This is a genomic window from Pseudomonas sp. IzPS59, from assembly GCF_014863505.1.
GTDB lineage: Bacteria > Pseudomonadota > Gammaproteobacteria > Pseudomonadales > Pseudomonadaceae > Aquipseudomonas > Aquipseudomonas kribbensis.
On the sequence record NZ_CP062251.1, the window covers coordinates 719,987 to 732,186 of the forward strand.

The window sequence follows — 12,200 nt, forward strand, 5'->3', positions numbered from 1 at the left end:
CATTACGGGCACTGACGAAAAAAGACCGCCGACGTTGCCGTCGACGGTCTTTTCGTTTCCGGGTTCAAGGCACCAGATAGCCTTTGACCCCGGTAAAGATGATCTGCGCAGCCAGTGCACAGACAAACAATCCCATGAGCCGGCTGACGATCTGCAAACCCTGATCGCCAAGAATCCGCTCAATCCGATTCGACAGATACAACACCACGCCGACGGTAAAACTGGCGAGCGCGATGCTCATGATCGCGATCAGCTTGTCATCCCAATGCGGCTGGCTGACGCCCATCACCAGCAGCGCACCGATGGTGCCGGGGCCGACCGTCAGCGGGATGGTCAACGGGACGATGGTCACGTCCTGCTGCACATTGTCGGCCTGCACCGCCGACTTGCCCTGGGCCATGCCCAGCGCCGAGATGAACAGCACGCTGCCGGCGCCGATACGAAAAGCATCCACCGTGATGCCGAACACATCAAAAATGATCCGTCCGAACAGATACAGCAACACGCTGGAAACCAGCGTGGCGATCGCCACTTTCCACGCCAGGCGCCGTTGCTCCTTGCGCGAGTAGCCACGGGTCAGACTGATAAAACACGACAACACGAAGAACGGGCTGTAGAGCACCAGCATCTTCAGGTAAACGCTGAACAACACATGGAGCATGGTTAGAACTCGCGCGGGCGGAAGTTGAAAGGAGTCTATCAGGCGCCGCACAGTCTGTGGGCAAGATCGTTATGGATAAGTGAGTGGAAGTTTTGAAGTTGCTGTTGTTTGTTTTAAGGCGAGTGCTGTTGTGACTTTATGTTGTTATCTATTGGTAATGGTTGTTGGCTTGTTAGTTGGTTTTCTGTTGTGTAGTTTTGTTTTGCGGGCTCAGGAAGGGCTCGCTGAAAAAATTAAATTAAGGATGTAAGTAATGGAAAATAATGCTGTTGTTACCATCGCCGATCGTCTGGAGCGTCTGAGTTCTTATGATGTAACGCCAGAAAAGATCATTATCAACTCTCGCAGTGCTTCCGCTGTGATGGCTTTTGATATTGAAGAGCCGAGTCGGGCTTCGGTGGTGGGTGATGCGATTCTGTCTTTTGTTTCGGGGATGTCCGATCAGAATCGTGCAGATGTGCTCAATACTTATCTGTTTGCATCGCTGGCGGCGAACAAGAAGTACCCCGCCGATAATCAGGGCAAGGAGTGGTATCAAACGTTCCTTACGGTCATGCAGGACGCTGGCTGGATCGTCCTGAAGCGTTACTACGACTCGACCAGCGCCTCGGGTAAAAGCTTTACCATGGACCAGTTGGCCCTGAAGATCCTGAGTTCGGCAGTCGCTGCAGCTGCTGTGCCGGGGCCGACGTCGGCACTGTTGCTGAAAGTCGCCGGCGATGCGATGGCCTCGCTGCAAAGTTCGGATAAACCATTGAAAGTATTCGATCAGAACATTAAAGAAAAAGGCACTGGCGGTTTTGCCGTGGGCTCTTGCCTTGAAACCGATGGTCAGGAAGTTGTTTTGACATTGGGTTCTGTTCGATTTATCAATCGTACCAATCAGACCAAGGTGCTGTTCGTTAATTGGGATAGCAGTTCCGTTGATCTGTACCGTGGTGAGTCGCATATGACCATGGTGCCGTCAATCATTGAAAAGACTCGCGCCATTATTGCTGGAAAGTTGGGCGATCGTGCGGTCAAGCAGATCAGCGAGTGGGAAATCTGATTCAATAAAAACAGATGGCGGTGTGAATCATCGCCATCTATTTCCTGTGCCGGAGGTATGGATGAACACGCAATACTTGGCTTATGCCAATGCGGGCGCACTGGTTTTGCTGCCGTCAGGAATGTCCGCCCAGGAACAGCAAGACGTTCAGCACTCCGTCTTGTTTGCACAATTGGCAGCCACCCGGAAATGGCTTCAATCCAGCCCGGTCGATTGGTATTCGATCTGGCAGCAAGTTTTGAAAGACAGTTGGTTGCAGCGGAAAGTGGCATGGGACACCTTCGCCCCGCCGGTGGGCGCCACGGCGTCGGCCATGGACTGGATGACCTTGCTGCTGGAGAAGTCGCTCGATGATGTCGATGCCCGTGAATGGCTGCCGCTACTGCAGGGCATTGCCGGTTTACCGGCGGCAGATCCGCTGATCGGGTTTCTTCGGGAGAGGATCCAGCAACCTGTACCGGCAGCGGATGACGAGGCCGGGCCGGTTGACCTGCTCCGTTTTCTGGTCGTTGTTGCGCAACCGGGGCCTCGTCTGAACGCGGTGTACATCACCCTGAAGTCTTCAGAGGGCGGTGCAGTCAATCCGTTTTCCAGGGTCTTCACATCGGCCGATGTGCAGGGCGTCGTCGAACAAAAGTTTTTCCAGGCGGATATGTCGGCCGTACTGCAGGAGCCGATCCGAAGCGTGCTGGAAAAGCGCCTGGAGCCGTTCGCTGAGCTGATCCGGCCAATGCCCGGGAAGCCAGGGGCAGAGGTCGGCGTCAAGCGCTGATCAGGACGTCCGTGCGGTGCTGCGATTTTGCTGATCACGCTGGGCCACCCAGTGCTCGATCAGCTCGCGCAGTTGCGACAGTTCCACAGGTTTGGCCATGTGCCCGTCCATGCCGGCCTGGCGCGCACGCTCCTTGTGTTCGGCGAGGATGTGCGCGGTCAGTGCGACGATCGGCGTACGGATGCGCTGATTGCCGACTTCCCAGGCCCGCAGTTGCTGGGTGGCGGAGAAGCCATCGAGGATCGGCATTTCGCAATCCATCAGCACCAGGTCGTAGCGCTGGGCCTTCATGGCCTGCAAGGCTTCTTCGCCATTGCTGGCGGTGTCTGGCTGCAGGTTGAGCTTGCCGAGCATGCCGCGAATCACTTTGGTGGAAATCGTGTTGTCTTCGGCGACCAGAATGCGGAAATCGCTCGGGACCTTGACGGTCGTGGCCGGGCCGGTCGGTTGCGGCTGGAATACGGCCTGGCCGCGGTTGCGCTGGTTCAGTTCGTCGGCCAGCGTGGTCTTGAGGGTGTAGCCGGCCACCGGTTTGGCCAGGATGCGTTTGATCCCCGAGTTGCGTGCGATGATCTTGCTCGGCGCATTGCTGATGCCGGTGAGCATGATCAGCAGGATGTCGTGGTTCAGGCTCGGGTCTTCCTTGATCTTGGCCGCCAGTTGCATGCCGGTCATGCCAGGCATGTTCTGGTCCAGCAGGACCACGTCGAAATAGTCGCGCAGGTGCGCCTTGGTGCGCAGCAGGGCCAGCGCTTCCTTGCCCGACGGCACCGCACTGACGTTCAGGCCCCAGGCGCTGCACTGTTGCACCAGCACTTTGCGGCAGGTGTCGTTGTCGTCGACCACCAGTACCCGCGCGCCCTGCAGCGGACTGTCGAGATCGGAGGTCGGATGCTCCAGGCGATCGGGGTCCAGCGGCAGGGTCAGCCACAGCGTGCTGCCCTGGGTGGCGCCGCTCTTGATGCCGAACTCGCCCTGCATCAGGCGAATCAGTTGCCGTGCGATCACCAGCCCGAGATTGCCGCCCAGCCGGTTGGCCGACAGGAAGTGCTTGCTGTGCAGCTCGGCGTGCATCAGCGCATCACGTTCTTCCTGGTCCATCGGCTGGCCGCTGTCCTGCACGGCAATGCGCAGGCGTGGTTTGGTGCTGCGCTCATCGAGGGCGACCACCACCAGCACTTCGCCTTCTTCGGTTTTCTTCAGGGCGTTTTCCAGCAGGCTCAGCAGTGTCTGTCGCAGACGGGTCGGGTCACCGCTGATGACCCGTGGCACTTGCGGCTGGATGAAACTGATCAGCTCGACGTTCTGCTGTTCGGCCTTGGCGCGATAGATGCTCAGGCAGTCGTCGATCAACGCGTTGAGGTCGAACTGCACGTCGTCCAGCTCGATCTGCCCGGACTCGAGGCGAGAGATGTCGAGGATCTCGTTGATCAGGGTCAGCAGTTCGTTGCCGGCGCTGTGAATGGTCTGCACGTAGTCGCGCTGCTTGACCGACAGCGGTGTGCCGAGCAGCAGTTCGGTCATGCCCAGCACGCCGTTCATCGGGGTGCGGATCTCGTGGCTGATCTTGGCCAGGAACTCGGCCTTGGCATTGATCTCGGCGTTGCTCGCGGCGAGGTCGCGGCTGATGCTGAAACGGCTTTCGGTGATGCTGCGCTGGCGTTCGCCGAGGGCGATGCTCATCAGCAGGCCACTGATGCAGATGAAACCCATCAGGGTCATGATCAGGCCTTGCGGCGCCACGAGGGTCAGCCCCAGCAAGGCCGGGAGGATGATCAGCGTGCCGATGTTGAACACCACCATGGCGGCGACGAACAAGCGGGCAGGGCGGTAGCCTTTCTGCCAGTGATAGAACGCCACCAGCAACATGCTCAACCCGGCCAGGGCCACCAGCGCGTAGGTGATGATGTTCAGCGGCAGGGTGTTGACGAACAACAGCAGCAGGCTGCAGATCACGATGAACAGGATGTCGCCCAGCAGCAGCTTGTTCAGCGGATGAGGGCCGAGCGGGGCAAAGAAGCGGTAGGCGAACATCAGGCCGGCCGGTGCGGTCAGCAGCAGGGCCAGGTAGGCGCCGGGGGTCTGGATCGCATGCCAGTTCGGCAGCCAGGGGCCGGCGAGGTTGAGCAACAGCAACAGGCTCAGGCTCAGCAGGCTTTCACACACCGCCAGCCACAGGCTGCTGCGCGAACGGGTGTAGGCGTAGCGGATCAGGTTGTGCAGGATCAGCATGGCGAGGCAGCCGAACAGCAAACCGTAGATCAGCGTCTGGTTATGGTTGGCCGCGCCCATCACCGCCGATTGCAGGGTGATGTACGGGCGTAACTGGTGGTCGGAGACCAGTCGCAGATAGACGTCGAGAGACTTGTCACTTTGCGGTAACGGCAACAGGAAGTCGCTGCTGGGCAGCGGCCGTTCGGCTTGAGCCTGGGTGGTGCCGGTTTCCCGCTGTTCGATCAGCCGGTCGCCGTCGAGCACATACAGGTTGAGGTGTGACAGGTCGGGGGCGAAGATCCGCAGCACTTGTTCGTGCTTGCCGGGGGCCAGTCTGAAGCGCAGCCATAACGCGCCGTCGGGTTCGGCCGCGGTGAGACGGTCAAGCTCGATGGGGCTGAATTGATTGGTGTAGCGGGCGGAGCGGATGTCGCTCAGCTGGAGGTTGCCCTGATCGTCGAGCAATACCGACCAGCCACTGCCTTGCGCGGCCTGGGCCGGGAGCATGCAGAGCAAGGTCAACAGTGTGACGGTGAAACCTATGGCAATCCTGAGCCAGCGCACGGCGAAATCCCTTCGTAGGTTGATGCCAGAATATAACGATGCGCAGCGTCGGAACAGTCCGGCAAGGACCAAGGGCCCTTGCCGGAAACACAGCGTAGCTTATTAGCGGTTTTCGCCGCGTTCACGGGCAATGGCACGGTAGCCGATGTCGGTGCGGTAGAAGCAGCCTTCCCAGTCGATGGCCTTGGCCAGCTTGTAAGCCTGCTCCTGGGCAGCACCCACGCTGGCGCCCATGGCGGTAGCGCACAGGACCCGACCACCGGCTGTCACGACATTGCCGTCCTTGAGCGCGGTGCCGGCGTGGAAGACCTTGCCTTCCAGTGCGGCGGCTGCGTCCAGACCGTTGATCGGCGCGCCTTTGGCGTAGTCGCCCGGGTAACCGCCGGCCGCCAGCACGATGCCGACGCTCGGACGTGGATCCCACTGCGCTTCGACCTTGTCCAGCGCCTGGGCCAGGGCCGCTTCGACCAGCAACACCAGGCTCGACTGCAGGCGCAGCATCACCGGTTGGGTTTCCGGATCGCCGAATCGGCAGTTGAACTCGATGACCTTCGGATTGCCGGCCTTGTCGATCATCAGACCGGCGTACAGGAAACCGGTGTAGACGTTGCCTTCCTCGGCCATGCCACGCACGGTCGGCCAGATCACCTGGTCCATCACGCGCTGGTGCACGTCGGCGGTGACAACCGGAGCCGGGGAGTAGGCACCCATGCCGCCGGTGTTCGGGCCGCTGTCGCCGTCGCCGACGCGTTTGTGGTCCTGGCTGGTGGCCATCGGCAGGACGTTCTTGCCGTCGACCATGACGATGAAGCTGGCTTCTTCGCCATCGAGGAACTCTTCGATCACGACGCGGGAACCGGCGTCGCCAAAGGCGTTGCCCGCGAGCATGTCGCGCACGGCGTCTTCGGCTTCGGCCAGGGTCATGGCGACGATCACGCCTTTGCCGGCGGCCAGGCCGTCGGCCTTGATCACGATCGGCGCGCCTTTTTCACGCAGATAAGCCAGGGCAGGCTCGATCTCGGTGAAGTTCTGGTAGTCGGCGGTCGGGATCTTGTGGCGAGCCAGGAAGTCCTTGGTGAAGGCTTTCGAGCCTTCCAGCTGCGCGGCACCGGCGGTCGGACCGAAGCAGTCCAGGCCACGGGAGCGGAACAGATCGACGACGCCGGCAACCAGCGGTACTTCCGGGCCGACGATGGTCAGGGAGACGTTCTTCTCGGCGAAGTCAGCCAGTTGCTCGAGAGCCAGCACGTCGATGGCGACGTTTTCGCACTTGGCTTCAATCGCGGTGCCGGCGTTGCCCGGGGCGACGAAAACCTTCTGCACGCGCGGATCCTGAGCCACTTTCCAGGCCAGGGCGTGTTCGCGGCCACCGCTGCCAATGATCAAAACATTCATTTCAAAAACCTCGGATGACGCTAATTCTGTTGAGCGCCGCGGGGGCGCTTTTCTGTGGGAGCTGGCTTGCCAGCGATGCAGGCGACTCGGTTCATCAGTCAAACCGAGGGGATGCTATCGCTGGCAAGCCAGCTCCCACATTTGAATCGGTTTATCAGTGACGGAAGTGGCGCATGCCGGTGAACACCATCGCGATACCGGCTTCGTCAGCAGCAGCAATCACTTCAGCATCGCGCATCGAACCGCCTGGCTGGATCACCGCAGTGATACCGACCTTGGCCGCATTGTCCAGGCCATCGCGGAACGGGAAGAACGCGTCCGACGCCATGACCGAACCGGCAACTTGCAGACCTGCGTGTTCAGCCTTGATCGCGGCGATACGCGCCGAGTTCACGCGGCTCATCTGGCCGGCGCCGACACCGATGGTCTGACGGTTCTTGGCGTAGACGATGGCGTTGGACTTGACGAACTTGGCCACTTTCCAGGCGAAGATCAGGTCGTGGATTTCCTGTTCGGTCGGGGCGCGCGTGGTCACCACTTTCAGGTCGTCGGCGCCAATCATGCCGATGTCGCGGCTCTGGACCAGCAGGCCGCCGTTGACGCGCTTGTAGTCCCAGGCCGGAACGCGATCCGCCGACCACTCGCCGCAGGCCAGCAGGCGCACATTGGCCTTGGCAGCGACGATTTCGCGGGCTTCTGCGCTGACGCTCGGTGCGATGATCACTTCGACGAACTGACGCTCGACGATCGCCTTGGCGGTTTCGGCATCCAGCTCACGGTTGAAGGCGATGATGCCGCCGAACGCCGATTCGGTGTCGGTGGCGTAGGCCAGTTCGTAGGCCTGACGGATGCCGCCTTCGGCGTCCGGGCTCACGGCCACGCCGCACGGGTTGGCGTGTTTGACGATCACGCAGGCCGGTTTGACGAAGCTCTTCACGCATTCCAGCGCGGCGTCGGTGTCGGCCACGTTGTTGTACGACAGCTCTTTGCCTTGCAGCTGGGTGGCGGTGGCGATGCCGACTTCGGCAGGCTTGGCCTCAACGTAGAACGCCGCGCTCTGGTGCGGGTTCTCGCCGTAGCGCATTTCCTGGGCCTTGATGAACTGGCTGTTGAAGGTGCGCGGGAATTCGCTGCGGCCTTCGGTGCTCAGGGTTTCGGCAGCCTGGTTCACGGTGCCCATGTAGTTGGCGATCATGCCGTCGTAGGCGGCGGTGTGTTCGAACGCCTTGAGCATCAGGTCGAAACGCTGGGCGTAGGTGAGGCCGCCGGCCTTGAGGTTTTCCAGGACGTTGGCGTAATCGCTGGCATTCACCACGATGGCCACGTCTTTGTGGTTTTTCGCCGCCGAACGGACCATGGTCGGGCCGCCGATGTCGATGTTCTCGATGGCGGTCGGCAGGTCGCAGCCTGGCTTGCTGATGGTGGCTTCGAACGGGTACAGGTTGACGGCTACCAGATCGATCGGCTTGATGCCGTGCTCGTTCATGATTGCGTCATCGATACCGCGACGACCGAGGATCCCGCCGTGGATTTTCGGGTGCAGGGTTTTCACCCGACCGTCCATCATTTCTGCGAAACCGGTGTAATCCGCGACTTCCACTGCGGCCACGCCGTTGTCCTGCAGCAGTTTGAAGGTCCCGCCGGTGGAAAGGATTTCCACGCCCAGGGCTTCCAGCTCCCTGGCGAATTCGAGGATCCCGGTCTTGTCGGAAACACTGATCAAGGCGCGGCGGATCGGCAGGCGGGTAGTCTGGTCGGTCATCTCAATTTCCATCAAAAGCAAGGGAAGTCAGCAAAAAAGGCGACCGGTTTTACGCGGGCGCCTTTCTGGTTGGATTGAATGCTTACAGCAGATCGTACTGCTTGAGTTTCTTGCGCAGCGTGCCGCGGTTGAGTCCGAGCAGCTCGCTGGCCTTGGTCTGGTTGCCCTTGACGTAGTTCATCACGCTTTCGAGCAGGGGAGCCTCGACTTCGGAGAGCACCAGGTTGTACACGTCCGTGACGGCTGCGCCCTCAAGGTGGGCGAAATAATTGTGCAGCGCCTTCTCGACACTCCCGCGAAGGGTCTGGCCTTCTTCGCTCGGGGTATTGAGGTGCTGTTTCAAATTCACGTTGTCGCTCACGGGTGTTGTTCCACTCACTAAAGTCTCGGTCATCATCGTCATGCGGCCACCCCTTCTCCGTCCCCTGTCAGGCTCTTGTAACGTTCGGCGAAGAACTCCCGAACGTTGGCGCATTGTGTTTCCGTACCATCCAAACGATTGAAACGGGCGCGAAACTCCTTGGCGCCCGGCAAGGTTGCGAGATACCAGCCCACATGCTTTCGGGCAATGCGTACGCCCATCACGTCCCCATAAAAGGCGTGGAGGGCAGCCAGATGCTCAAGCAGAATGCGTTCCACCTCGGACAGCTCCGGCGCCGGCAGTTTTTCGCCGGTACGCAGGAAGTGTTCGATCTCACGAAAAATCCACGGCCGCCCCTGGGCGGCCCGGCCGATCAACAGGCCATCGGCACCGGTCGCGTCGAGCACGTAGCGGGCCTTTTCCGGCGATACGATGTCGCCGTTGGCAAAGACCGGAATCGACACCGCCTGCTTGATCGCGGCAATGGTGTCGTACTCGGCCTCGCCGGTGTACAGGTCGGCGCGGGTGCGGCCATGCACCGCCAGCGCCGTGATCCCGGCCTGCTCGGCGATCTTCGCCACGGTCAGGCCGTTCTTGTTGTCGCGATCCCATCCGGTGCGGATCTTCAGGGTTACCGGCACATCAACCGCAGCCACCACGGCGCGCAGGATCTCGGTAACCAGTGCTTCATCCTTCAGCAACGCGGAGCCGGCGGCCTTGTTGCAGACCTTTTTCGCCGGGCAACCCATGTTGATATCAATAATCTGTGCGCCCAGTTCGACGTTGGCCCGGGCCGCATCCGCCAGCATCTGCGCGTCGCCACCGGCAATCTGTACCGAGCGTGGCTCGGGATCGCCTTCGTGGATCATGCGCATGCGTGACTTGCGGGTGTTCCACAGGCTCATGTCGCTGGTGACCATTTCCGAGACTACAAGCCCTGCGCCCAATCGCTTGCACAACTGACGAAAGGGCTGGTCGGTGACGCCCGCCATGGGGGCGAGGATCAAGCCGTTCTGCAATGTATATGGGCCGATGCGTACCGCCGACATAGGACTTCCCTGAAGTGGGGCCGGATCATGAGAGTTCGAAAAAGGGTTGGCATGATACCCGCTCTCGATGACTGGATAAAGGCTGAATTGAACAAAATCTGAACAGTCATTTCGTTATTGCCTGCGGTTTGGTCGTGCAGGGCAAAGTCAGAAAACTGCCGTCAATCCTGGAGCGGTGAAGTGTTTCACTCGGGGGAGTGGAAACTCAGACTGTAGTTCACCGCTTTCGGTCCCGGATCGAGGATGTCCAGAGCGATGTGGATGGGCGTCTGCGGCGGCATTTCCGCCATGCCCTCGAGATCGCCGTTGAGGTATTCACCGGGTTTGAAGCGGCGACTGGCGATCAGGTGGCCGTTGAGGTCGGCAAAGCGCAACTCCAGCAGCGGAAACGGTTGCGAGAACGGGGCGCGGTTGTAAATGATCGCGTCCACCACCAGCGCACCGCTGAATTCCGGGTGGCTGCGCACTACCAGGTTGCTGCTCTTGATCTTGGCGATATCGACCTTGGACGGCACCGTGCAGCCAACTTGTGGGCACAGTTGCTGGAACCACGGGCGGTACTGGTCCTGGCGGGCCAGTTCGTCGAAGTGATAGGCGATGTACTGGCCGGCGAGACCGGCGGCAGCCAGCAATACCAGCAACAGCCACAGCAGGCGTCGGCCCCAGGGCGAGCGGCGTTTTTGCCAGTCCAGTTGCAACGGATCGTCGGTCAGGTCCTGCAGAACCTCGGCGCGCACGCCGGGTTCGTCACGTTCGCGCTTTTTGCGTGGAGGTTCGATTGCAGGCAGATCGTCGTCGACGTCTTCACTGGCCGACAGGCGCTCATGGCGGGCAGAAGGATCGATCGGATCGTGCAGGCGCAGTTGCGGAATGGGAGGCTCGTCGTCGAGGTCTACCGGTTCCAGCGACAGCGAAGGCTCGGTGCGTTCCGGTTTTGCCGGTTCGAAGTCGACCGTTTCGGCTGTGTGTTCAGACTCGATGGTCCGCTCGTCCGCCGGTTCGCTGAACAGGCTGCCTGACCATGGCTCGTCTTCCGGTTCATGGCTGTCGCGGCGAGCACTGAGGGATTCCTCGCGTGCACGGCCGAATTCGGTGGTCGGCTGGATTTCCCGCTGCTCGAGGCGGGCCAGTTCTTCGTCCAGATCAAGGCTGTCGAGATCCAGCTCGGCCGCGCTCCACTGCTTCTGGCTGATGGCGCGAGGTTCGGGCGGTTCGATTGGCTCGGGTTCCCTGGCGACGACCGGCGCTTCGATAAGCGGTGCCGGTTCGACAATGGCTGGCGCTACCGGCGTGACTGCTTCCTTGCCTGCGCGTTGCTCAAGCAGCTGTTTGGCGGCGTTGAACACTTGCAGGCAGGAGCCGCAACGAACCACCCCGCGGGCCACGCTCAATTGAGTGTGGCTGACGCGGAAACTGGTTTGGCAATGCGGGCACTGGGTGACGAAGCTGTCGGTCATGCGGCGATCCGGATTGAGCAGGCGGTCATTCTAGCGCCGACGGCCAGTGATGCGCACCCAGCCATCACGATTGGCGATCGGGTCAAGATCGAAGTCCTGCGCATAGGCGGCGGCGACTTCTTCGCCCTGCTCGGCGAGAATCCCGGACAGCGCCAGACGGCCACCGGACTTGACCAGACCAGACAGTTGCGGTGCCAGGGAAACCAGCGGGCCGGCCAGGATGTTGGCCACCAGTACGTCGGCTTTGACCTGTGGCAGATCTTCCGGCAGATACAGCGGGAACAGCTCGTCGGCAATGCCGTTGCGACCGGCGTTGTCGCGGGAAGCTTCCAGCGCCTGCACGTCGATGTCAGTGCCGACCGCTTCTTTCGCGCCGAGCAGCAGGGCGGCAATGGCCAGAATCCCCGAGCCGCAGCCGAAGTCCAGCACGTTGCAGTCTTTCAGATCCTGGCCGTCCAGCCATTCCAGGCACAAGGCGGTGGTCGGGTGGGTACCGGTACCGAACGCCAGGCCCGGATCCAGCAGCAGATTGACTGCATCAGGCTGCGGCGCGGCGTGCCAGCTCGGCACGATCCACAGGCGCTGGCCGAATTGCATCGGCTGGAAACCGTCCATCCAGCTGCGTTCCCAGTCCTGGTCTTCGATGACTTCGCTGTGATGCTCGGGCAGAGGGCTGCCGGTCAGCAGTTCCAGATGGGCGAGTACCGGGGCGGCTTCGGTGCCACCCTCGAACAGGGCCAGCAGGTGGGTGTGCGCCCACAGCGGGGTGGTATTGAGTTCCGGTTCGAAGATCGGCTGATCTTCGGCGTCCATGAAGGTCACCGAAACGGCGCCCACTTCAAGGAAAGCGTCTTCGTAGGTTTCGGCTTGTTCTGGGCTGATGGCGAGACGGACTTGCAGCCAAGGCATGGCGGGCA

At 60.9% G+C, this 12,200-nt stretch carries 10 protein-coding genes; 2 read left to right on the top strand and 8 right to left on the bottom strand.

Going from position 1 to position 12,200, the window contains the following annotated elements; genetic code table 11:
- Positions 1-64: 64 nt before the first annotated feature.
- The gene (locus IF189_RS03145; RefSeq protein ID WP_134825337.1) at positions 65-661 is read right to left on the bottom strand and encodes a MarC family protein; all 597 of its coding nucleotides are present in this window, start codon (positions 659-661) and stop codon (positions 65-67) included.
- Between the two features lie 253 nt (positions 662-914).
- Here IF189_RS03145 and IF189_RS03150 point away from each other — a divergent pair, with 253 nt between their 5' ends.
- Together IF189_RS03150 and IF189_RS03155 are read left to right on the top strand one after the other, a co-directional pair.
- Entirely contained in the window at positions 915-1,709 is a 795-nt protein-coding gene (locus IF189_RS03150; RefSeq protein WP_134825338.1) for a hypothetical protein, read from the top strand.
- A 61-nt stretch (positions 1,710-1,770) separates the two neighbouring features.
- Positions 1,771-2,481 (top strand): hypothetical protein, encoded by a 711-nt coding sequence (locus IF189_RS03155; RefSeq protein WP_134825339.1) that lies wholly within the window; start codon positions 1,771-1,773, stop codon positions 2,479-2,481.
- Here IF189_RS03155 and IF189_RS03160 read toward each other — a convergent pair whose 3' ends face one another.
- The 7 genes from IF189_RS03160 to prmA form a co-directional block, all read right to left on the bottom strand.
- Positions 2,482-5,259, bottom strand: coding sequence for a hybrid sensor histidine kinase/response regulator (locus IF189_RS03160; RefSeq protein ID WP_192552798.1), 2,778 nt, complete (start codon positions 5,257-5,259; stop codon positions 2,482-2,484).
- Between the two features lie 102 nt (positions 5,260-5,361).
- Positions 5,362-6,654 (bottom strand): phosphoribosylamine--glycine ligase, encoded by a 1,293-nt coding sequence (purD, locus tag IF189_RS03165; protein ID WP_192552799.1) that lies wholly within the window; start codon positions 6,652-6,654, stop codon positions 5,362-5,364.
- A 154-nt stretch (positions 6,655-6,808) separates the two neighbouring features.
- Positions 6,809-8,416, bottom strand: a complete 1,608-nt coding sequence (purH, locus tag IF189_RS03170; protein ID WP_192552800.1) for a bifunctional phosphoribosylaminoimidazolecarboxamide formyltransferase/IMP cyclohydrolase — start codon at positions 8,414-8,416, stop codon at positions 6,809-6,811.
- Positions 8,417-8,498: 82 nt separating this feature from the next.
- Positions 8,499-8,819 (bottom strand): DNA-binding transcriptional regulator Fis, encoded by a 321-nt coding sequence (fis, locus tag IF189_RS03175; RefSeq protein ID WP_003186237.1) that lies wholly within the window; start codon positions 8,817-8,819, stop codon positions 8,499-8,501.
- A complete protein-coding gene (gene dusB / locus IF189_RS03180; RefSeq protein ID WP_134825342.1) occupies positions 8,816-9,826 on the bottom strand; it encodes a tRNA dihydrouridine synthase DusB in 1,011 nt (336 codons plus the stop codon). Before dusB ends, fis begins: the two co-directional genes overlap by 4 nt.
- 185 nt (positions 9,827-10,011) lie before the next feature.
- The gene (locus IF189_RS03185; RefSeq protein ID WP_134825343.1) at positions 10,012-11,283 is read right to left on the bottom strand and encodes a DUF3426 domain-containing protein; all 1,272 of its coding nucleotides are present in this window, start codon (positions 11,281-11,283) and stop codon (positions 10,012-10,014) included.
- A 30-nt stretch (positions 11,284-11,313) separates the two neighbouring features.
- Positions 11,314-12,192, bottom strand: coding sequence for a 50S ribosomal protein L11 methyltransferase (gene prmA / locus IF189_RS03190; RefSeq protein WP_085732735.1), 879 nt, complete (start codon positions 12,190-12,192; stop codon positions 11,314-11,316).
- Positions 12,193-12,200 lie beyond the last annotated feature (8 nt).

What these genes read in the sequence shown, in the direction of transcription:
- IF189_RS03145 (WP_134825337.1), bottom strand. Translation starts at nt 661, where the DNA reads ATGCTCCATGTGTTGTTCAGCGTTTACCTGAAGATGCTGGTGCTCTAC.
- IF189_RS03150 (WP_134825338.1), top strand. Translation starts at nt 915, where the DNA reads ATGGAAAATAATGCTGTTGTTACCATCGCCGATCGTCTGGAGCGTCTG.
- IF189_RS03155 (WP_134825339.1), top strand. Translation starts at nt 1,771, where the DNA reads ATGAACACGCAATACTTGGCTTATGCCAATGCGGGCGCACTGGTTTTG.
- purD (WP_192552799.1), bottom strand. Translation starts at nt 6,654, where the DNA reads ATGAATGTTTTGATCATTGGCAGCGGTGGCCGCGAACACGCCCTGGCC.
- purH (WP_192552800.1), bottom strand. Translation starts at nt 8,416, where the DNA reads ATGACCGACCAGACTACCCGCCTGCCGATCCGCCGCGCCTTGATCAGT.
- fis (WP_003186237.1), bottom strand. Translation starts at nt 8,819, where the DNA reads ATGACGATGATGACCGAGACTTTAGTGAGTGGAACAACACCCGTGAGC.
- dusB (WP_134825342.1), bottom strand. Translation starts at nt 9,826, where the DNA reads ATGTCGGCGGTACGCATCGGCCCATATACATTGCAGAACGGCTTGATC.
- IF189_RS03185 (WP_134825343.1), bottom strand. Translation starts at nt 11,283, where the DNA reads ATGACCGACAGCTTCGTCACCCAGTGCCCGCATTGCCAAACCAGTTTC.
- prmA (WP_085732735.1), bottom strand. Translation starts at nt 12,192, where the DNA reads ATGCCTTGGCTGCAAGTCCGTCTCGCCATCAGCCCAGAACAAGCCGAA.